The sequence below is a fragment of the Hymenobacter humi genome, assembly GCF_042665855.1.
GTDB classification, from domain to species: domain Bacteria; phylum Bacteroidota; class Bacteroidia; order Cytophagales; family Hymenobacteraceae; genus Hymenobacter; species Hymenobacter humi.
This window is the reverse complement of record NZ_JBHTEK010000001.1, coordinates 2,372,352-2,391,378: the sequence shown is the minus strand read 5'-3', so window position 1 is coordinate 2,391,378 and position 19,027 is coordinate 2,372,352. Positions and strand designations below refer to the sequence as shown.

At 62.8% G+C, this 19,027-nt stretch carries 23 protein-coding genes; 11 read left to right on the top strand and 12 right to left on the bottom strand.

The genetic code is table 11. The annotated features are described in order from the left end of the window. Positions 1-33 precede the first annotated feature (33 nt). The 5 genes from ACFQT0_RS13415 to ACFQT0_RS13395 all read left to right on the top strand — a co-directional run bounded on the left by ACFQT0_RS13415 (position 34) and on the right by ACFQT0_RS13395 (position 4,162). Complete coding sequence (locus ACFQT0_RS13415) at positions 34-1,785, top strand: SulP family inorganic anion transporter (RefSeq protein WP_380203437.1); 1,752 nt, start codon at positions 34-36, stop codon at positions 1,783-1,785. Beyond that, positions 1,776-2,408: a carbonic anhydrase gene (locus ACFQT0_RS13410; protein ID WP_380203435.1), complete on the top strand. Its 633-nt coding sequence runs from the start codon at positions 1,776-1,778 to the stop codon at positions 2,406-2,408. The genes ACFQT0_RS13415 and ACFQT0_RS13410 overlap by 10 nt, the downstream gene beginning before the upstream one ends. 153 nt (positions 2,409-2,561) lie before the next feature. Next, positions 2,562-3,242 (top strand): response regulator transcription factor, encoded by a 681-nt coding sequence (locus ACFQT0_RS13405; protein WP_380203433.1) that lies wholly within the window; start codon positions 2,562-2,564, stop codon positions 3,240-3,242. 3 nt (positions 3,243-3,245) lie between these two features. Beyond that, positions 3,246-3,422, top strand: a complete 177-nt coding sequence (locus ACFQT0_RS13400) for a hypothetical protein (protein ID WP_380203431.1) — start codon at positions 3,246-3,248, stop codon at positions 3,420-3,422. Positions 3,423-3,841: 419 nt separating this feature from the next. Beyond that, on the top strand, positions 3,842-4,162 hold the full coding sequence (locus ACFQT0_RS13395; RefSeq protein ID WP_380203429.1) for a sensor histidine kinase: 321 nt from the start codon (positions 3,842-3,844) through the stop codon (positions 4,160-4,162). A 270-nt stretch (positions 4,163-4,432) separates the two neighbouring features. Here ACFQT0_RS13395 and ACFQT0_RS13390 read toward each other — a convergent pair whose 3' ends face one another. Further along, positions 4,433-5,200, bottom strand: a complete 768-nt coding sequence (locus ACFQT0_RS13390) for a TatD family hydrolase (RefSeq protein ID WP_380203427.1) — start codon at positions 5,198-5,200, stop codon at positions 4,433-4,435. A 151-nt stretch (positions 5,201-5,351) separates the two neighbouring features. Between ACFQT0_RS13390 and ACFQT0_RS13385 the strand changes: the two genes are divergently transcribed. From ACFQT0_RS13385 to ACFQT0_RS13375, 3 genes are read left to right on the top strand one after another with little or no spacing between them, the layout of a single operon-like run. Next, positions 5,352-5,741 carry a BlaI/MecI/CopY family transcriptional regulator gene (locus tag ACFQT0_RS13385; RefSeq protein WP_380203425.1) on the top strand — a complete coding sequence of 130 codons (390 nt, stop codon included), beginning with the start codon at positions 5,352-5,354 and terminating at the stop codon, positions 5,739-5,741. Next, positions 5,731-6,240, top strand: coding sequence for a hypothetical protein (locus tag ACFQT0_RS13380; protein WP_380203423.1), 510 nt, complete (start codon positions 5,731-5,733; stop codon positions 6,238-6,240). Before ACFQT0_RS13385 ends, ACFQT0_RS13380 begins: the two co-directional genes overlap by 11 nt. Further along, positions 6,210-7,208, top strand: a complete 999-nt coding sequence (locus tag ACFQT0_RS13375) for a POTRA domain-containing protein (RefSeq protein ID WP_380203421.1) — start codon at positions 6,210-6,212, stop codon at positions 7,206-7,208. Before ACFQT0_RS13380 ends, ACFQT0_RS13375 begins: the two co-directional genes overlap by 31 nt. Before the next feature lie 95 nt (positions 7,209-7,303). On the opposite strand, the gene ACFQT0_RS13370 is transcribed toward ACFQT0_RS13375, so the two are convergent. The 7 genes from ACFQT0_RS13370 to ACFQT0_RS31655 all read right to left on the bottom strand — a co-directional run bounded on the left by ACFQT0_RS13370 (position 7,304) and on the right by ACFQT0_RS31655 (position 12,479). Then, the gene (locus tag ACFQT0_RS13370) at positions 7,304-7,993 is read right to left on the bottom strand and encodes a glycosyltransferase family 2 protein (protein ID WP_380203419.1); all 690 of its coding nucleotides are present in this window, start codon (positions 7,991-7,993) and stop codon (positions 7,304-7,306) included. Next, positions 7,975-8,364: a glycosyltransferase gene (locus tag ACFQT0_RS13365; RefSeq protein WP_380203417.1), complete on the bottom strand. Its 390-nt coding sequence runs from the start codon at positions 8,362-8,364 to the stop codon at positions 7,975-7,977. The genes ACFQT0_RS13370 and ACFQT0_RS13365 overlap by 19 nt, the downstream gene beginning before the upstream one ends. Positions 8,365-8,417: 53 nt before the next feature. Continuing rightward, the gene (locus tag ACFQT0_RS13360; RefSeq protein WP_380203415.1) at positions 8,418-8,615 is read right to left on the bottom strand and encodes a hypothetical protein; all 198 of its coding nucleotides are present in this window, start codon (positions 8,613-8,615) and stop codon (positions 8,418-8,420) included. Between the two features lie 44 nt (positions 8,616-8,659). Beyond that, positions 8,660-9,103, bottom strand: coding sequence for a polysaccharide deacetylase family protein (locus ACFQT0_RS13355; protein WP_380203413.1), 444 nt, complete (start codon positions 9,101-9,103; stop codon positions 8,660-8,662). After that, positions 9,103-9,648, bottom strand: coding sequence for a hypothetical protein (locus tag ACFQT0_RS13350; protein WP_380203411.1), 546 nt, complete (start codon positions 9,646-9,648; stop codon positions 9,103-9,105). Before ACFQT0_RS13350 ends, ACFQT0_RS13355 begins: the two co-directional genes overlap by 1 nt. 44 nt (positions 9,649-9,692) lie before the next feature. After that, positions 9,693-10,838: a glycosyltransferase family 4 protein gene (locus ACFQT0_RS13345; protein ID WP_380203409.1), complete on the bottom strand. Its 1,146-nt coding sequence runs from the start codon at positions 10,836-10,838 to the stop codon at positions 9,693-9,695. A gap of 231 nt (positions 10,839-11,069) precedes the next feature. Continuing rightward, positions 11,070-12,479 carry an oligosaccharide flippase family protein gene (locus tag ACFQT0_RS31655; protein WP_449272064.1) on the bottom strand — a complete coding sequence of 470 codons (1,410 nt, stop codon included), beginning with the start codon at positions 12,477-12,479 and terminating at the stop codon, positions 11,070-11,072. A gap of 216 nt (positions 12,480-12,695) precedes the next feature. Here ACFQT0_RS31655 and ACFQT0_RS13330 point away from each other — a divergent pair, with 216 nt between their 5' ends. After that, positions 12,696-13,778 carry a hypothetical protein gene (locus ACFQT0_RS13330; protein WP_380203407.1) on the top strand — a complete coding sequence of 361 codons (1,083 nt, stop codon included), beginning with the start codon at positions 12,696-12,698 and terminating at the stop codon, positions 13,776-13,778. Between the two features lie 21 nt (positions 13,779-13,799). Then, positions 13,800-15,245, top strand: a complete 1,446-nt coding sequence (locus ACFQT0_RS13325) for an O-antigen ligase family protein (protein ID WP_380203405.1) — start codon at positions 13,800-13,802, stop codon at positions 15,243-15,245. Positions 15,246-15,553: 308 nt separating this feature from the next. Here ACFQT0_RS13325 and ACFQT0_RS13320 read toward each other — a convergent pair whose 3' ends face one another. The 4 genes from ACFQT0_RS13320 to ACFQT0_RS13305 form a co-directional block, all read right to left on the bottom strand. Beyond that, positions 15,554-16,225, bottom strand: a complete 672-nt coding sequence (locus ACFQT0_RS13320; protein ID WP_380203403.1) for a PP2C family protein-serine/threonine phosphatase — start codon at positions 16,223-16,225, stop codon at positions 15,554-15,556. 39 nt (positions 16,226-16,264) lie between these two features. Beyond that, positions 16,265-16,855 (bottom strand): hypothetical protein, encoded by a 591-nt coding sequence (locus ACFQT0_RS13315; protein WP_380203401.1) that lies wholly within the window; start codon positions 16,853-16,855, stop codon positions 16,265-16,267. A 46-nt stretch (positions 16,856-16,901) separates the two neighbouring features. After that, complete coding sequence (locus ACFQT0_RS13310; protein ID WP_380203399.1) at positions 16,902-18,053, bottom strand: ABC transporter permease; 1,152 nt, start codon at positions 18,051-18,053, stop codon at positions 16,902-16,904. An 87-nt stretch (positions 18,054-18,140) separates the two neighbouring features. Beyond that, a complete protein-coding gene (locus ACFQT0_RS13305; RefSeq protein ID WP_380203397.1) occupies positions 18,141-18,368 on the bottom strand; it encodes a hypothetical protein in 228 nt (75 codons plus the stop codon). Between the two features lie 174 nt (positions 18,369-18,542). Between ACFQT0_RS13305 and ACFQT0_RS13300 the strand changes: the two genes are divergently transcribed. After that, complete coding sequence (locus ACFQT0_RS13300) at positions 18,543-18,980, top strand: hypothetical protein (RefSeq protein ID WP_380203395.1); 438 nt, start codon at positions 18,543-18,545, stop codon at positions 18,978-18,980. Positions 18,981-19,027 lie beyond the last annotated feature (47 nt).

The following is a 19,027-nucleotide window of genomic DNA, read 5'->3' as shown; positions in this document are numbered from 1 at the left end:
AGTGCCGGAACCCTCATGCCTTTTGCTAAGCCTATGACTACCACCTCAGCCTTCCCCAAAACCTGGGATTTTTCTTACTTCAAAAGCGACCTGCAAGGCGGCCTGGTGTCGTTTCTGGTGGCCGTGCCGCTGTGCCTGGGCATCGCGCTGGCCTCGGGGGCGCCGCTGTTTGCGGGCATCATCGCGGGCATTGTGGGCGGCCTGGTAGTAGGCACGCTGAGCCGCTCAGCGGTCAGCATCTCGGGGCCCGAAGCTGGCCTTATCCTGGTGGTGGTGAGCAGCATTAGCACGCTGGGTTCGTTCAAGGCGGTGCAGCTGGCCATCTGCGTGGCCGGCGTGATGCAGGTCTTGCTGGGCGTGGCCAAGGCGGGGTTTATCAGCAATTTCTTTCCGTCGTCGGTTATCAAGGGCATGCTGGCCGCCATTGGCATCATCCTGATATTAAAACAGTTGCCGCACCTGATGGGCTACGATGGCGACACCGTGGAGTCGCTGGCGCTGTTTCCCTGGGATGGGGGCAACATTGTGGCCTTGCTTGAGCATGCCGTGCGGGAGGTCAATCCTACGGCGGTGGTAATTGCGGTGGCCAGTCTGGCCGTCCTGCTCGCCTGGGAAAGGCCCTTCTGCAAGACGCACCGGGTGCTGTCGAAAATACCCGCCGCGCTGGTGGCCGTGCTGCTGGGCGTGGCCCTCAACGAACTGGCCCGCGCCCTGAACCCCGGCTGGGCCCTGGGCGGCACGCACCTGGTGCAGCTGCCCGTGCCGCAGAGCGCCGCCGAATGGGCCGGGCTGTTCACCCTGCCCGATTTCTCGCAGCTCACCAACCCCGACGTATACAGCGCGGCCGTCGCCATTGCGCTGGTGGCCAGCGTGGAGGCCCTGCTGGCCGTGGAAGCCAGCGACAAGCTGGACCCGTTTCAGCGCAAAACACCCACCAACCGCGAGCTCAAGGCCCAGGGCATCGGCAACGTGGTGAGCGGCCTGCTCGGCGGCCTGCCCCTGACGTCGGTGGTGGTGCGCAGCAGCGTGAGCATCAACGCTGGCGGGCGCACCAAGCTGGCGGCGCTGGTGCACAGCAGCTTCCTGCTGCTGAGCGTGGTGCTCCTGCCCCACTTGCTTAACCTGATTCCGTGGGCGGCGCTGGCGGCCATCCTGCTCATCACGGGCTACAAGCTGGCCCGCGTGAGCATCTTTAAAGAGAGCTACGCGGCCGGCTTCAACGAATTCCTGCCCTTCGTGGTGACCATTGTGGCCATTCTGCTCACCGATTTGCTCATCGGCATTGGAATTGGGGCCTTGGTGGGGCTGTTTTTCATCCTGCGCGAAACCCACAAAAACGCCCACTTCTTCCAGCGCTACACCGTGAAGGGGCAGGAGCACGCCCGCATCAGCCTCGGCGAGCACGTGTCGTTCCTGAACAAGGCCAGCATCTTGTCGCTGCTCAAGGACATCCCGGCCGACTCGACGGTGGAAATCGACGGCACCAACTCCGCCTACATCGACCGCGACGTGGTGAGCGCCATCGAGAACTTCCGCGAAACGGCCCGCCAGCGCAATATTGAGCTGATTTTTATGCGCCGGGGCGAAGACTATGCCCACAACGTGGCCCAGCAGCCCCACGTGAGCAGCAAGGAGGCCGACTTTGAAGCCTACTACAAGCTCTTCGACAACAACCGCAACTGGGTGGCCGAAAAGCTCCGGCGCAACCCCCGCTTTTTCGAAAATGCGGCCGAGCAGGCCCCAAGTTCCTTTTCATCGGCTGCTCCGACAACCACGTGTCGGTGAGCGAGATGACGGGCACGGCGCCCGGCAAAGTGTTTGTGCACCGCAACGTGGCCAACCTGGTGGTGAGCACCGACCTGAACCTGCTCTCGGTGCTGCACTACGCCATCGAGACCCTGCAAATCCGCCACATCATCGTGTGCGGGCACTACGGCTGCCGAGGCGTGAAAACCGCCATGCAAAACACCGACGCCGGCGTGGTCACGAGCTGGCTCAACAGCGTGCGCGAGGTGATGCACCGCCACCAGCACGAGTTGGGCGACCTCGAAACCGAGCAGGAGCGCTACCGCCGCCTAGTGGAGCTGAACGTGATTGAGCAGGTCTACAACCTGCACCAGACCGCGACTGTGCAGAAAGGCTACCAGCGCGGCGCGGCGCTGCACCTGCACGGCTGGGTGTACGACATCCACGGCGGCATCATCCGCGACCTGGAGGTGGACGTGCGCAAGGATTTTGCCGAATACGACACCATTTTCCGCTACCAGGTGGCCCCCGAGGGGCTGCGCAAGCTGCCTGGCGAGCTCTTCCAGGCGCCCTCCATCTACTCCATGAACCCCGGCGGCCGGCACGGCTCGGTCATCGCCATTCCACCCTTCGACGGCGACGGCGCGCTGGGCGTGCCGTAGTTGCCTGATTATTAAGCCACTTGTCGAACCCAACCGAAACTCGGCGGTTGCTTTTGCAGCACCATGTTCTTGCCTATTCCAATTCCCACCCAACACCAGTCTATCACCGGCGACGCTGCGGCCTCCGCAGCGTTGCCTTTCGACCAAATCGGGATGAAGATATTAATTGTAGAAGATGACCTCAAGATTGTTTCCTTCCTGAAAAGTGGCCTGGAGCAGTACGGCATCAAAACCGCCGTGGCGCTCGATGCCACTTCGGCCCAGCAAATGCTGGCCACGGCCGAATACTCGGCCATTATTCTCGATGTGAACCTGCCCGAGATGAACGGCTTTGAACTGTGCCGCCTCGTGCGGGAGCGGTACGACCAGGTGCCCGTGCTCATGCTCACGGCCATGGCCTCCACCCACCACAAGCTCATGGGCTTCGACGCCGGGGCCGACGACTACCTCGTGAAACCGTTCGAATTCAACGAGCTACTGGCGCGCCTGCGGGCCTTGCACCGCCGCTTCGCCGTGGGCTCCGACGACAAGGTGCTGAAAGTAGCGGACCTGGAGCTGCACAGCACCAGCAAGCTTGTGAAGCGCGGCGACCAGCGCATCGAGCTCACCGTGCGGGAGCTGGCGCTGCTCGAATACTTCATGAACAACCAGGGCCGGGCCCTGAGCCGCCCCGAAATCGTGGGCCAGGTCTGGGACCTGTCGTTCGACACGGGCACCAACGTCGTGGACGTGTACGTGAACTACCTGCGCAAAAAGATTGACAAGGATTTCTCGCCCAAGCTCATTCATACGCTCAACGGCGTGGGCTACATTCTCGAAGACCGGGAGGCCTAAAATATGCTGGTATTCCTGCTTCTTGGGTTTGTGGCGGGCGCGGCCCTGGTCGGGGCCTTGGCCTGGCGGCGGCACCGGCGCACGCAGCGGCAGCTGGCCCAAGTGGCGCAGGCGCTGGCCGCCCTCAACCCAGCCTCCTTGGTGCGCTGCCGGCCAGCGCCGAGCATTCGGCGGAAGTAGCCCGTCTCACGCACCACGTCAACCAGCCTGCTGGCGCGCCTGCAACGGTCGGTTGAGAGCCAGCGGACGTTTGTGATGCACGCCTCACACAAGCTGCGCACGCCGCTCACCATCCTGCGGGGCCAGATTGAAGTGGCGCTGCTGCGGCCCGCAGCGCGGCCGAGCACGAGCACACGCTGCGCACGCTCCTGGAGGACATCGCCGGGCTCAACCAGCTCTCCAACGACCTGCTCCTGCTCAACCAGGCTCGAGGCCGACCACTACCAGCCTGCCCCGGCAAGCCGTCGACCTCGACGAGGTGCTGTTCCAGGCCTGCCACAAGCTCAACGCCCAGCACCCCACGCATCGGGTCACGCTGGCCTTCGACGAGCCTGCTGGCCGAACAAGCCGGCCCGCTCACCGTATCTGGCGACCCCGATTTGCTGGAGCAAGCCTGCCTGCACCTGCTCGACAACGGCTGCAAGTTTTCGCCGGCCGGCCAAGTCCAGGTACTGCTAAAGCGAAACGGGCCGCACGCCCGGCTCGAGTTCCGGGACCACGGCAGCGGCATTCAGCTCAAGGAGCGGCCGCACATTTTTGAGCCGTTTTATCGCGGCAGCAATGCCCGCTCCAGCCCCGGCCACGGCCTGGGGCTGGCGCTGGTGCAGCGTGTGGTGGAGCTGCACGCGGGTACGGTTCAAGTGGTGACCGGCCCGGAGCCGGGCACGGCGATGGCCGTTGAGCTACCCCTTGTGCACTAGTACCCGGGGGTAACAAAGGCCTTTACCCAGCTTACAGCAGATTCGTAGTCGTTGCACAGGTTACGCCTCACCCCCGGCGCCTGTCCGAGGGTTGCCAAACGAGTGTAGCGCGGACTTTTAGTCCGCGACTTGCTTGATTCTACGCCGTTCAGGCGCGGACTAAAAGTCCGCGCTACGTGCGCGCCGCCGTGACACCCCTCTCCCTCGGCTTCGCGCATCAAGCGAACCGGGGCCGGGGGTGAGGCCAATCGAGTACACGGACCTTACGCCCTATAAATTGAAAAGCGCCGCGGCATTGCGTGTGGTGGCTTCGGCCACTTCTTCCACGTCTTTGCCCAACAGCTCGGCCACGCGGCGCAGTACGAAGGGCAGGTAGGACGGCTCGTTGCGCTTGCCGCGGTGCGGTACCGGCGCTAGGTACGGGCAATCAGTTTCGAGGAGCAGGTGCTTGAGGTCGATGCCGGGCAGCACCTTGTCGGCCCCTCCGTTTTTGAAGGTAGCCACGCCGCCGATGCCCAGCAGAAAGCCCAGCTTGATGGCTTGCTCCGCTTCTTCGGGCGAACCCGAAAAGCAGTGGAACACCCCGCGCAGGGTGCCGTCTTGGGCTGCTTCTACCAGGGCCACGGTTTCGGCAAAGGCCTCGCGGGTGTGCAGCACGATGGGCAGGTTGTGCTTTTTGGCCATGTTGAGCTGAATCTTGAGCGCCTCCTGCTGCTCGGCTAGCAGCGACTTGTCCCAGTATAAGTCCAGCCCAGCCTCGCCCACGGCGGCGAAAGGCCGGCGGCCCAGCCAGGTTTCCACCTCATATAGGTCCTGCTCGAAGCTGCGCGTGACCGAGCACGGGTGCAGGCCCATCATGGCAAAGCAGGTTTCGGGGGCCTGCACTTCCAGCTCCATCATAGCGTCGATGGTGCTGTGGTCCACGTTGGGCATCACGATGGTGCGCACGCCGGCTTCCTGGGCGCGGCGCAGGGCCTCGAGCCGGTCGGGCTTGAACTGTTCGGAGTAAAGGTGGGCGTGGGAATCGGTGATGTGCATGGTGAAGCAAAGGTCGGCGGAGCGCGGGGCCAACCACAAACTTTCCGCACAAATCCTCATTTGCAGGCCGACATCAGCTCAAAACGCATAAATCAGTTTCATAACTGAAAAATAAGTTTTGAAACTGATTTATGCGTTATACATTTGGAGCATGGAAGAATTAACCAAAACCGAGGAGCGCATCATGCAGGCCTTGTGGAAGTTGAAGAAGGCTTTCGTCAAAGATGTCATCGAGCACCTGCCCGACGAGCCCAAGCCGCCCTACAACACCGTCTCGTCGGTGGTGCGCATTCTGGAGCGCAAGGGCTACGTGGGCTTCAAGGCTTATGGCAAAACCTACGAGTACTTCCCGCTCATCAGCAAAATGGAGTACCGGGCGGCCAGTCTCAAGCGCATGCTGGCTCAATATTTCGACAACTCCCCCACGGCGCTGGTCTCCTTTATGGTGGAGGAAACCCTGAGCCAGCGCGAAAAGCAGCAGCTGCTCGACCTGCTCCACGATTCCGAAACTTCCTCCAAACCCGACGGCGATGCTCAGTAATATCTTGCTGTACCTGGCTGAAGCCAGCTTCTGCCTGGCCGTGTTCACCCTGGCCTACCGCCTGCTGCTGGCCCGCCTCACCTACTTCGCCTGGAACCGGGCCTACCTGCTCGGGGCGCTGGCGGCGGGCGTTGTCTTGCCGTTCGTAGCCTTTCCGGGGCTGGTGGATTTCCTGTCCTCGTCGGCCCAAGTAACGCGCCCGCTGCCCTTTCAGCTCAACTGGCAAGTGGCGGCGCAAGCGGCAACCGCCTCGGTACCAACTGCAGCCAAGCCCGACATAGTCGAAATGGCCATGATGGCGCTGTTGGTCGTTTACGCGCTGGGTGCCTTCTACAAGCTCATTTTATCGGTGCGCAGCCTGCGGAAGCTCACCCAGCTCGCCCGGCGCCACCCCAAAACCGAGCACGGCCCCTTTGCCATCGTGCACCTGCCCGCGCCCGGCATGCCGGCTTTTCCTTCGGCCGGTTTGTGTTTCTCTCGCCGCGGCACGAGGCCCTGAGCGAATCGGAGCGCCAACAGCTGCTTTTGCACGAGCAAGTGCACGTGCGGCAGCGGCATACGCTCGACCTGCTGCTGGTGGAGGCGCTGGGCGTGCTGTTCTGGTTCAACGGGCTGGTGCCTTATTTCGGCCGGCAACTCAAAGCGATGCACGAATTCCTGGCCGACGAGGCCGTGGCGAGCACCCAACCCAGCCCCACCGCCTACGGCAAGCTGCTGATAATGCTCGCAGCCCAGCAGCCTCCCTTTTCCCTCGCTCACACTTTCTCCAACAAACAAATTTTTCTGCGAATCCAAATGCTTACCCAACCTACCTCCACGCCTCTGCAAAAGCTGCGCTTTCTGCTCGTTCTGCCCGTGTTTGCCTTTGCCTGGGCCGCCACGGCCTGCACGGGCTCGCCCACTCCGGAAGCCGCAACGCCCGCCACCGCTGGCTCTACCGCCCCTGCCACTTCGGCCAGCCGCATCGGCCGCATCACCTGGAAAGGCAACACGTACCTGTCAACAGCTGAGCTTAACGAAGCCCTGGGCTTGAAAACCGGCGACGCGTACGACTCGGCCACCGTGGTGCAGCGGCTGAATTACGACCCGCAAGGGCACGATATCGCTTCGCGGTACATGAACAACGGCTATTTGTTTTTCTGGGTAAACCCAAGCGCCACCCGACAGCCCGATGGAACCACCGACCTGGAGCTTACCCTCAACGAAGGCCGGAAAGCCCAGCTGCGCACCATTTCCATCGTCGGCAATAAGAAAACGTCTGCCTCCGCCTTGCTCAAACTTCTCCCGTTGCGCTCCGGCGACGAGTTCAGCCGGGCCAAGCTCATGGAATCGCAACGCATTTTAGCTCAACAGGGAGACTTTGACGCCACTAAAATTGGGGTAAATCCGAAACCCGTAATGCGCCCCGACAAGCCGACGGACCTCGTGGACATCGACCTTGTGCTGGTTGAGAAAGCCAAGCTCTAACGCTTCATAGCCTTTTTCTGCATTTCACCTGGCTCAACTGCTTCCCCAATGGCAGCTTGAGCCGGGTGAAACTCGTTTTACGGCTGGGCAAAAGGCTAATCGTAGCGCCGGCCCTTCCACACCACGGCCCCACCCAAGGCCCGAATACCAACGAGGCCGATGGTTAGCCCCAGCGTGTATAGCTCAAACAGCGGCAACAGCAGCAACGGCAGCCGCAGCCCCGCCCGCCGGTGTGCAAAATGCGCCAACACGCCCTGCGTCAGAACTTTCAGACCCCAGGCCCCTAGCGCCGGCCCGGGCCCACCCACCACGGCCAGGGCTACCAGCGCCGGCCAAAACCCGCTGAAAAAGAGCAGCTCCAGCCGCAGGCGCAGCGGCAGCGCCTCCACGCCGCGCAGCCAGCGGCGGCGCTGCTTCATCAGGGCTGCCCAGGTGGGAATGGGCAGCGAGTCGGCCCGGGCCTCGGAGTTGAATACTTGACGGAAGCCGAACCCTTGTGCTAGTACGGCCTGGAAGAGGGCAAAATCCTCGGTAACGGAGAACGGCAAGGCTTCGTAGCCGCCGGTGGCTTCGTAGGCGGCACGGGTCACGAGCATATTGTTGCCCATGGCCGTCACGGGCCGGCTCATGTCGCTCACTACCTGCACCATGCTCAGCGACAGCAGCCAGTCGATGCCCTGCAGCCGATGAAACACTTGCGGCCCTCGCACCGCCGTGATGCCCGTGACGGTGCCCACGCCCGGGGCTGTATGCGCCAGCAGCGCCGTTATCCAGGTTGGGGGCACCTGGATGTCGGCATCGGTGATGAAGAAAAATCTGTGGTGGCCTGCCGCGCCAAGTGGGCCAGTACGTTGGCCTTGCCCCGCGCTGCGCCCATGGTTTCCTGGATGGGAACGAGGCGGAATGTGCCCTCGAAACCCTGCATGGCCGCGGTGGCCACGGCCGCGGTGTCGTCGGTGCTGGCGTCGTCGCCGAGCAGGGTTTCCAGCAGCTCGGACGGATACTGCAGCGCCCGCAGGCTGGCCAGGCAGCGGGGCAAGGCCGCTTCCTCGTCGCGAGCCGCGATGAGCACGCTCACGCGCGGCAGCGGCGCCGGAACCGACCCCGCCGGAATAGTCCCGCGCCGGGTAGCGAAGCGCCAGGCGGCGTACGCCATTCCCAAGAGCCAAAACGCCAAAAAGGCCAGTAGCAAGCCCTCCACCCAGCCGCTCACAGCGTGGAGAATTGATAGCCTTGCTCCGCCAAGTGGGCTAGTACCCGCGGTAGCACAAAGCGCAGCCGGGCGCTGGCCTTGCGGCTGTCATGAAACACGATAACATCGCCCGGCCGCACGGCCGCCAGCGTAAACCGCAGGCAGTCAGTTGGGCTAAGGTCCAGGTCGTAGTCCCGGGTCAGGACCGACCACATGGCCACCCGGTACTGCGGGCGCAGGGCCCAGAGCAGCGGCCAGGTCAGCCGGCCGTGCGGGGGCGAAAAAGCATTTCGGGAGCTCCCAAGCCCGAGCCGGATTCTAGCCCAACTTCGGTCAGTGCCGCTTGGCAGTCGGCTATTCCGGCCAAGTACTCGCTGCGCGTGCTGGCCCAGGCGCTACGATGGTGGTGCGTGTGGTTGCCCAGGCGGTGCCCGGCGGCCAGGGTAGCACGAGCAATTTCGGGGTAGCGCTCCAGGTTTTGGCCCACGCAGAAAAATGTAGCTTTAGCCTTGAACGCCGCTAATTGCTCTAGAACCCAGGGGGTTTCTTCTGGGATGGGGCCGTCGTCGAAGGTCAGGTACACCACAGGGGCGCCAGCGGGTGCGGTGCGGGGACCGGTCCATTCGCAGCCGGGCAGCAGGGCGTGGAGCAGGCGGGGCGGGCGGGTGAGCAGGGCCGCATCGAGCCGGGTACCCATGGGCATCAGGAGCGCACCACGCGCATAAACGGCACGCCCGTATCGGGCAGCGGCCCGAGCACCGTGGCCAACGCGTCGAGGAAGGCGGTGGGGGTTTCGGGCTGACCAGCAGAGGGGCCCCGGCCCAGGTGGCGGTGCACTTCGCCGGCCCACTCGCCTACCAGGGTAGGCAGGCCCCCGGCGCCACTAAGGCCCAGCGTGGCTTCCAGGGTGAAGTAGCGAGGCCGCGTTTCTTCGGCTTCGGTGTTGGCGGGTTCGTCGGTTTCCTCATATACCAAAGCCGACAGATAGGCTTCCATGGTGGCCTGGGGCGCGGGCAAGTGGAACAGGGCCGTGACGCGGCCGGCTACTTCGTGCCAGCTCAGGCGCAGGCCCTTGGGCACCACTTTCTCGGCGGCGGGCAGGTTTTCGGCGGCCTTGTCCCAGACGTAGTGCAACAGCTCGCGCGCCAGGTAGGGGTCGCTCAGCTCGCGGCGCACGGAGGCGGGGCGGCGCCAAGCCAGCTGCGGCAGCAGCACATGGGCAAAATTATAAGGGTGCGAACGGGCCATAGCGAAGGGCAAAAGTAACCGCGCGGCGCCAGAAACCCGCCTGCTCAGCCCTGGCCCGTGGCCGCCAGCACGGCACTCCACAAGACTTCGGCGCTTTGGGCCCAGGAAAACCGGCTCAAGTTCTCGTGTCCCTGAGCTACCGCCTGCTCGCGCAAGGCATCGTCGTGCCACAGGCGGGTGAGGCCGGCGGCGATGTCGTCGGCATCGTGGGGGTTTACGTAGAGCGCCCCTCCTACCCCGCCCACCTCCGGCATGGAGCTAACGTTGGCCGTGAGCACGGGGCAGCCGCTGGCCTGGGCTTCCACGATGGGAATGCCAAATCCTTCGAAATAAGGCACGTATACTGTGGCCCGGGCTGCGGCGTAGAGGCCCGCCAGCTCGGGGTCGGCCACGCGGCCGGTGAAGTGCACAGCCGACTGGTGCCGCATCTGCTGGTAGGCCGTGAGAATGGGGCCCGCCTTCCAGGCCTTGCGCCCCACAATGAGCAACTGGGCGTTGGCCACGCCCTCCCCGCCTGCGGTTTTGAACGCATCGAAGGCCCGCAGCAAATTGCCCAGGTTTTTGCGGGGCTGCAGCGCGCCCACAAACAGGAAGTAGGGCTGCCCGTGGCTGAAGCGCCGGCGAATCTCGCGTTGAGCTGCCTCTGGCTGGGGCCGAAACAGCTCTGCCGGTGCGTTGTAGGCTACGCTGATTTTGGCAGGCGGGATGCCGTAGGTTTTCACGATATCGGCCTTGGTGGCTTCCGACACTGCTACCACCCGCGCGGAAGCCCGCGCAAACCGCGGCACGAAAAAGTGGTAATATTTCCGCTGTAGCAGGCCTACGTCGAGCGGGAAATGCTCGAAGGCCAGGTCGTGTAACACCGTAACGCGGGGCACGCGGGTAGCGAGCGTGGTAAAGCCGTCGAGGCTCAGGAAAGCTGCCGGCCGGTGCCTGGCCAGCCACCGGGCCACCGCCCCTTCAAACCACGCCACGAAGAGCAACGGATGCCGCGCCGGCGGAAACAGCACGTGCGGCACCACGTTGGGCCCGAACAGGTAGCGCACGTCAAATGGCCGGTCGAACAGGAAATGAAACGTCACCTGCGGGTGCTGGGCCACCAGCCGGCTCAACGTCTCGTAGCTGAACCGCCCAATGCCCTCGAGTTGGTCGCCAGGCAGCAGAAAACGGGTGTTGACAGCGATTTGCAAGGGAGAGAGGAATGGGATGATTAAATAGTACGTCTTGCAGGGCGCAACTGGAGTATCAGAGCCGCTTCATTAGCATGCAACACCACTCGTCTGTCATGCTGACGAAGGAAGCATCTTCTCAAGTCTGCACGAATCGTTCTAACGTGATAAGATGCTTCGCGAGCTCAGCATGACAGATGGTGTGTAGCTGTGGATACCGAGTTCGTATGCGCCGCTCTCACAAACGCCCTTTTAACTTTTAATTTTTGCCGGCAGCAATTGGGCTATTTCACTGCGGCGCACCAGCCCCGTGCCCAGCACAATCAGCCCAAATACCACGCCCATAATTCCGGCTTCGAGCCACCACTCAATTCCTGATTTAGGCGAAACTGCAGGGCGTACCATGTGCCGCAGAGCAGGCCAAAAGCCAGTAGCAGGCGGGCTAGCAGGCGGAAAGGCACCGGCACGCCCGTGCGCCGGGCCACCAGCACCAGGTAGCCCACCGACACGGCCACGGCGCATAGCAGCGTGTCGAGCGAGGCGGCCACGGCCCCGTAGCGGGGCAGCAGAAACAGGTTCAGCCCAATATTGAGGGCAATGCTGCCGGCCACCAGCCAGCTCACGGCCTTCTCGTGGGTGGTGCTGGTGAGCAGAGTGCTGTAGATGGCGAAGAAGGCGTGCACCAGCACATTGACAAACAATATCTTCAAACACAGCGTCATGCGCGCTACTTCGGCCGGGGAGCTGTGGCTGAACTGCCAGAACAGGACCTCGCCCCGAAACAGCACGAAGGCCACCACAAACAGCAGCGGCAGCGTGAGTACCCGCTGCCCAAACCGCAGCAGGCTCGCGCTGGGCCGCGGCGTCGCGCGGCACACTGGCAAACTTGGCAAAAAACAGCGGCAACACCGTCCAAGCGTACATCATCACGGCATCGACCCAGCGGTAGGCGCCGGCGTAATAACCGGCCTCGGTGGGCGAGGCCAGGCGCTCGAGCATCACCATGTCGATGCGCTCGTTCATGCCGTAGAGCAGGGTCATGAGGGCAAACGGGAGGCTGGCGCGCAGGGCGTTGCGGGCCACGGGGCCCTGCCAGCGGTACTTCACGCGGCCAAACAGGCGCGTCATCAGCCCGTAGAGCACCACAGTGGTGAAGGCCGCCGCCCCCAGCCGGGCGCCCACGTAGCGCGGCAGCGTGAGCCCCAACGGGATGAGTACCAGCACGGCCCCGAGCAGCAGGAACTTCTCCACCACCGAGAGCACGGCATCGGTGTTGAATTTCTGGTGGGCCTGCAGGGTGCCGCGCAAAAACTGCCCGTACTGGGCCAGCAGCAGGGCCGTGCCCACCGCGGCCAGCAGCCCCAGCTCGGCGCCGCGGTAGCCCAGCACCCAGCCCACGCCCAGCATGGCGGCCAGGGCCAAGAAGTTGAGGGCGCCGCGCAGGGGCAACAGCGTGGGGAAGGTTTCGGCCATGAAGGTGGGCTCGGCGGCCACGCGCTGCACGGAGTAGGGCGTGAGGCCCAAATCGGAAAGCGCGGCCACCACCAGCGTGAGCGCCGACAGCGCCGTGATGAGGCCAAACGAAGCGTGCCCGAGCCGGTCCTGCACCAGGTTTTCGACCACCACCCAGCCGGGTTTCACCAGCAGGTTGAGCAGGACCACGAAGCTGATATTGCCAAAAAACCGTTTGATGCCGACGAGGGAGCTAAATGCGAAATAAAAAACCGCCGCCGCGCGCCGGAACGGCAAAGCTACACAACGCGCCGGGGCAGCCGCGCAAGGGGCACGGCCGGGCTATTTTCCGGCTATCTTTGCTTGCCGCCCTCCCGCTTCCGGCTCAATTAATACGAGAAGCAGGGTAAGTGGCTTATTTTCTGTATGTCTGCACCTTCTTTCTCGCTGGTGGGCCTGGGCCCCATTATCAACCGCTGGAAATACTACGTGGCCGGGGCCGTGGCGCTGGCCGCCCTGGTGAGCATCGTGGTAGCGCTGCTGCTGCCCAACGTGTACCGTTCCACCGCCGTGTTTATCCCCACCAACCCGCAAACGGCCGACCCCGACCGCCTGCTGGAAGACAACGCCGAGGTACGCGGCAAGCTGGAGCTGGGCAGCCGCGCCGAAGACCTGGACCGCGTCATCACCATCGGCGAGTCGCAGCCGGTGGCCGAGCTCATTATCAAGAAATTCGACCTTTACAAGCACTACAAAGCCGGCTCGCCCGGCGACGATGCCACCGACAACTACGTGCTGAGCGAGTTCAGCAGCAACTTCAGCATCGTGCACAACGAGCGCGACGCCATTGAGCTGACGTTCCTCGACGAAGACAAAAACCTGGCGGCCGCCGTGGCCAACACCATGGTGCACGTCATCGACTCCATCAACCAGCAGCTGACCCTGGAAAACCGCCGCACGGTGCTCGACCTCTACCGCAAGCGCTACGACTACCTGAGCACCAGCTTCGAGCGCAGCCGCCGCGAGCTGCTGGGCGCCCGCCGCCGCTACGGCATCTACGGCTTCGAGATGCAGGGCCGCTACATGGCCAAGCAAATCGTCGAGACCGAGGCGGCCCTGCGCAAGGCCGAGGGCGGCGGCGGCGACGTGGCCGGTCTGCGGCGGGCTCTGCGCGGCCTTACCCGCGCCGACGGCGGCAATACCATCAACCTGGAAAGCTACGTGCAGGGCATCGACTCGGTGACCATGTTCAGCCAGCGCGTGAAGGACCTGCAGGAGCGCCTCATTGCCGCCCGCTCGGCCTTCGAGACGGCCGAGCTCACCATCAAAGGGCACATTTCCAGCATCTACCTGGTGCAGAAAGCCTACCCCGCTACCCGAAAAAGCAAGCCTTTCCGCACGCTCATCGTGCTCGGCTCCATGCTGTTGACCTTTACCTTATCGGTGGTGTTTGTGTCGCTGCTGGAGTTGTACCGGCACAACCGGGCCCGGGCCCTGCAAGCGGCGTGAATCCGGCCGTAAACGAGCCTGGTGCACCGGCTTCGGCGCTCCTTCGACGGCGCGCAGCTTCTCTTTATGGGGTTTGTGCTGCTGCTGCTGGGCGGAGGAGCCGGGGCCGCGCTCCTGCGGCAGCCGGCCCTGCTGTTGCCGGGCCTGGCCGCGGTGGGCCTGCTGGTGGCGCTGGTGGAGTGGCGGTGGCTGTACTACCTGTTGTTTTTTCTGCTGCCCTTCAGTCAGGAAATCAGCCTCTTCGGTGGGCTGAGCATGGACGTGCCCTCCGAGCCGCTGATGCTCGCACTCACGGCCTGCGTGGCCGGGGCGCTGCTGTTGGGCACGGGCCGCCTGCGGCGGCGCGAGTGGCAGCACCCGCTGCTCGTCATCCTGGGCCTGATGCTGCTCTGGACGGCCGTCGACACCGTTTTTTCGGTTGATGCGGTAAAATCCATCAAGTACCTACTGGCCAAGGTCTGGTACATCACGCCGTTTGTGCTGGGCACGCTGCTCATTGTGCGACAGCCCCGCGAAACGTGGCGCTTTGCGGCCATCTACACGGCCGGGGCTTGCCTGAGCGTGCTTTACGTGGCGGCGGGGCACGCCGGCCGCGGGTTTAGCTTCGAAGGGATTAACGACGCGGTGCACCCGTTTTTTCGCAACCACGTCATCTACGCCAGCATGCTGGCGCTGCTGCTGCCGTTTGGCTGGCTGGCGCTGCGGTCGGTGCGGCACAGGGGCGCCCGGCTGGCCTGGCGCGTGGGGCTGGCCATTTTGCTGTTTGGGCTGCTCACTTCGTACACCCGGGCGTCGATGCTGTCGTTGCCGATAGCGGGCCTGTTTTACCTGATGATGCGCCTGCGCCTCACGAGAGTGGTGCTGGTATTGGTAGCAGTGAGCGGAGCGGTGGGCGTGAGCTACATCGTGCGCGGCGACAACTACATGGAGTTTGCGCCCGACTACGAACGGACCATTTTCAACGGCCAGAACTTCGAAAAGCACCTCGCCGCCACCTACAAGCTGCAGGATGTGTCGGGCATGGAGCGGGTGTACCGCTGGGTAGCCGCCAGCCGCATGATAGCCGACAAGCCGCTGGTGGGCAGCGGCGCTGCCACGTTCTACCCCGAGTACAAGCGCTACACCCTCAAGAGCTTCCGTACCTACGTGAGCGACAACCCCGAAAAGTCGACCACGCACAACTACTTTCTGCTGCAGCTGGCCGAGCAGGGCATTCCCGGGTTTCTGTTGCTCATCATCCTCATGGCCACCGCCCTGCTGCGCGCCGAGCGGCTCTACCACCGCGCCCGGCCGTGGCCCGAAATCCGGCGGGTGGTGCTGGCTGCCACGCTCTCGTTTGTGGTCATCGCCTTTCACCTCACCCTCAACGAGCCTGGTGGAAGCCGACAAGATTGGAGCCGTCTTCTTTGTGTGCCTGGCCTTGCTGATTCGGGCCGAAACCTGGCTGGAAGACGCTGCGCTGATTGAGGAATGAGGAAGGGGGAAATGAGGAATGGGGAATGAAGAATGAGGAAGGGGCGGACAACTCCCCTCCTTACCAAGGAGGGGACGCTCAACTTTTAAGTTGAGTGGGGTGGTTGCAGTCGTTGAACGATGGGCGAACGAGTTGAGCTGGCATCGTCCGGGTGTTGCTCAACGGCTAAACTCGTTCTGCTGCCGGGTCGTTCGGGTGTCGTTCAACGAGTTCAACCACCCCACTCAACTTAAAAGTTGAGCGTCCCCTCCTTAAAAAAGGAGGGGAGTTGTCGTTCGCCCATTCCTCTTTCAGCGCAGCGCTACTTAAACCGGCAGCTCAGAATGGTGATGTCGTCGGCAAACTGCGCATTGTGGGAGCTGAACTCGTCGATGCTGCGCAGCAGCTCCTGGTGCAGCTTGGGCAGCGGCAGGTAGCGGTTGCGCAGCAGCACGTTGAGCACTCCTTCTTCCCCAAACTCGTTGTTGTCGTCGTCGAATACCTCCGTGAGGCCGTCGGTGTAAAGCAGCAGCAGCGAATGCGGCGGAATGATGACCTTGCCCACCATCAGCAGCGGCAGCTCTTCCATGATGCCAAGCATCACGGTGCCGTGCTTGAGGGGCTGCACGGTGGAGTCGTCGGTGATGAGCAGGGGGTCATTGTGGCCGGCGTTCACGTACTGCAGGCTGCGCGTGCGGCGGTCGTAGATGCCCAGAAAAGCCGTGATAAACTTCTCGCCGCCCGAGTTGCGGAACAGCAAGTGGTTGAGCTCGGGCACAATGGTGGCCAGCTCCACGCCCTGGCGCAGCAGCGTACGCAGCCCGGCCTGGAAGTTGGACATCAAGAGCGAGGCTGGCACGCCCTTGCCGCTCACGTCGGCCACGCACAGCAGCAGGCGGTGCTCGTCAATCTCGACCACGTCGTAGTAGTCGCCGCCGATTTCGGTGTGCGGCACGTAGCTGCGCTCGATGGCCAGGTGGCCGTCGTTGGGCAAGGTGCGGGGAAAAGCATCGCCTGCACTTCCTGGGCAATCTCAATCTCCTTGCGCACGGCCGCATCGGCGATGCGCTGGGCTTGCAGGCGGCGGTTTTCCACGGCCCCAATCAGGGTATTGGCCAGCGAGCCCAGAAACGGGATGATGGTGCCGGTCGAAGTCGCTGCGCAGTCCGCCCACAAAGACGTAGGCAGACACCTGCTTCTGGCGCAGAATGGGGATTATCAGTTCGTACTTGTCCCAATCCGGCCCCAGGTGCAGGTCTTCCACGGCCTGGGGCTGGGTCACGCCGCCTTCGGTCAGGTGCGGGGAGAGCTTGAGCTTTTCGGCTTCGGCCAGGTCGCAGCCCAGGGATACGCGCACCCGAAAGCCATCCTCTTCCAGCGCAAACAACAGGAGCTGCACCACGTTGCGCTGGCCCTGCAGGGTGAGGCGCAGCATGTGGTAGAGCTCTTCCACGGTGTGGTCGCGTGCTGTCATGTCGTGCGCCACACCCAGCACCGTGTCCAGCTCAAACTGCTTAAGCAAAAGCTGCCGCTTGAGCTGCTTTATTTGCTCAATGTGAGCCGCTTGGCTCGCGGCAGACTCGACATAAGACTCAGCAGAAGAAATAGGGAGAATAGGAGACATACAGCAAGGTACGCAACGTGGACCATACGCACACCCTGCCGCAACCTTAACCCGCTACCGGAGTTTTGGGGTCGTAGGCATCGCGCAGGGCATTGCCAAGTAGGTTGAAGCTGAGTACCAGCAGGGAGATGGCCAGGCCCGGCAGCAGCGTCAGCCACAGGCCGGCCTCGGTGCCCAGCAGGTCGTAGCCTTCTTTCACCATGAGGCCCCAGGCGGGCGCGGGCGGCTGCACGCCCAGGCCCAGAAAGCTAAGACCAGCCTCCAGCAAGATAGCCGCAGCAAAGTTGCTCGTGGCCAGCACAATGAGTGGGCCGCGCATGTTGGGCAGCAGGTGCTGGGCAATGAGGCGGGGCGTGGGCAGCCCCAACACCCGCCCGGCCTCCACAAACGTGGCCGAGCGCAGGCTGAGCATCTGCCCACGCACCACGCGGGCCACATCGACCCACATGGTAAGGCCCACGGCCACAAAGCTGACCCACACGCCTTTGCTGTCCAGGGCCAGCGAAATGGCGATGACCAGCATGATGCCCGGAATGCTCCACACCACGGTCATGATGCCGAGCAGCAGCGAGTCGACCCAGCCGCCAAAGTAGCCGGCCACGGCGCCCACGGCCATGCCCAGCACCAGCGAAATGAGCACCGCCACCAGCCCAATGCCCAGCGAGATGCGCGTGCCCAGCAGCAGCCGGCTCAGCTCGTCGCGTCCGGCTTTGTCGGTGCCCAGCCAGTAGGTGCGGGTGCTGAGGTGGTCTTTCTGCACGAGGCGCTGCAGCTCGGCGCGGGGGCCGGGGTGGCCCACCACGTCGGCCAGGGCCAGGCGCCGGAGCCGGCCGGCCTCGGCCGAGTGCTCGCCCAGGGGCTTGAGGATGATGGAGTCGCCAGAGAATTCGTAGCCGCCGATGGGCGTTTCCTGCACCTTGGGCTCGCGGCCGTGCAGCCAGGTGGCGAAGATGTTATCGGCGGCCTGGTTGTCGCGGGCCGAGTCAGGCAAGGGCTGGCGCAGCAGCTGCACGCGCAGGACGGGCCGCTCTTTTTGAATCTGCACGAAGCCGTGGTTGGCGTTGGGCGAGTTGTCGGGCATCACCCAGTAGCCCAGCAGCGCCACCAGCGTGCACAGGGCAATAAACGCCAGCCCGGCCACGGCGGGCCGGTTTTGCCACAGGCGTTGGCGCACGTAGTAGCCCGGCGGCCGGGCCACGGCACTCGCCTGGACGGCCGCAACCGGCGCGGCTGAGGAAACTGCTGTGGCCACGCTTAGCGGGTGTTGTGCTGCAACAGGCCTTCCTTAGAGGCCAGGTAGGAGGCGTCGCGGGCAATGGCGCCAAACGAGGTGGTCTCGTAGGCCAGGCTCGGTGTCCGGGTCGGGCCAGAAGCTGCGAATGAGGCCCTGCTCGAGCAAGGTGCGCAAGTGGCCTTCCAGCTCAGGAGCAGGCAGGCCGGTTTTTTCAACCAGCGTGCGAAAAGGGGTGACGAAGTACAGTTCGTCGAGCAGGTCAAATTCGGGGTCTGTCACGGGGAAATGGCGTGAGAAGGTAGTTAGGCAAATGTAAGCCGGGCGGGCGGCAAAGGCAGCTTGAATTGCGAAACCCTACATTCACTTACGCAAAGCAGTGTGAAGCTTACTACTATTTATCAGCCTTCACTTTAATATAGGGAACTGCTTGACTTTTTACCAGAGACTTAAAGTATGGTGTATCCACAAGAAATATTTCTAAGAATGGCGGTCGTTTGGAAGGACGAGCATATGCTTGAAGTCGAGTTTACTGCCAGCAACGCTTCTTTCAAAGGCACTACTCAAGCTTACGACACAAGTGAATCCCTCAGCGACTTAGCCAATAAACTAGTCGATTTTCCTAACAAAGAAGCTTCAATATTTCATCAGGTTGGAGCAAAAGACGGTTATGCCTATTGCTCAATGAGGTTCTATCCAATAGGCGGTGGTGGATTGATTGGGGTTTTAATACAACTGGAAGAAAACGTATCAACCGCCTACAGAAAGGAAGAAAAATCAAAGCTTGCGTTGGAGCTAATAGTTGAGCCATGTGCCATTGACAACTTTTACAAGCAGCTAAAAACAATGGCCCATAAGCAGGAAGGCATTGCTTTATTGGTAGGCAGAATGTAAAAGTTAAAATAAACCCATCATTTAAAACGAGCAGATTTCTGCAAATA

What these genes read in the sequence shown, in the direction of transcription:
- ACFQT0_RS13380 (WP_380203423.1), top strand. Translation starts at nt 5,731, where the DNA reads ATGCTCAGTAATATCTTGCTGTACCTGGCTGAAGCCAGCTTCTGCCTG.
- ACFQT0_RS13330 (WP_380203407.1), top strand. Translation starts at nt 12,696, where the DNA reads ATGTCTGCACCTTCTTTCTCGCTGGTGGGCCTGGGCCCCATTATCAAC.
- ACFQT0_RS13315 (WP_380203401.1), bottom strand. Translation starts at nt 16,855, where the DNA reads ATGTCTCCTATTCTCCCTATTTCTTCTGCTGAGTCTTATGTCGAGTCT.
- ACFQT0_RS13360 (WP_380203415.1), bottom strand. Translation starts at nt 8,615, where the DNA reads ATGTGGTCGGTCCTGACCCGGGACTACGACCTGGACCTTAGCCCAACT.
- ACFQT0_RS13405 (WP_380203433.1), top strand. Translation starts at nt 2,562, where the DNA reads ATGAAGATATTAATTGTAGAAGATGACCTCAAGATTGTTTCCTTCCTG.
- ACFQT0_RS13385 (WP_380203425.1), top strand. Translation starts at nt 5,352, where the DNA reads ATGGAAGAATTAACCAAAACCGAGGAGCGCATCATGCAGGCCTTGTGG.
- ACFQT0_RS13400 (WP_380203431.1), top strand. Translation starts at nt 3,246, where the DNA reads ATGCTGGTATTCCTGCTTCTTGGGTTTGTGGCGGGCGCGGCCCTGGTC.
- ACFQT0_RS13365 (WP_380203417.1), bottom strand. Translation starts at nt 8,364, where the DNA reads ATGGCGTACGCCGCCTGGCGCTTCGCTACCCGGCGCGGGACTATTCCG.
- ACFQT0_RS13390 (WP_380203427.1), bottom strand. Translation starts at nt 5,200, where the DNA reads ATGCACATCACCGATTCCCACGCCCACCTTTACTCCGAACAGTTCAAG.
- ACFQT0_RS13415 (WP_380203437.1), top strand. Translation starts at nt 34, where the DNA reads ATGACTACCACCTCAGCCTTCCCCAAAACCTGGGATTTTTCTTACTTC.
- ACFQT0_RS13355 (WP_380203413.1), bottom strand. Translation starts at nt 9,103, where the DNA reads ATGCCCATGGGTACCCGGCTCGATGCGGCCCTGCTCACCCGCCCGCCC.
- ACFQT0_RS13350 (WP_380203411.1), bottom strand. Translation starts at nt 9,648, where the DNA reads ATGGCCCGTTCGCACCCTTATAATTTTGCCCATGTGCTGCTGCCGCAG.
- ACFQT0_RS13300 (WP_380203395.1), top strand. Translation starts at nt 18,543, where the DNA reads ATGGTGTATCCACAAGAAATATTTCTAAGAATGGCGGTCGTTTGGAAG.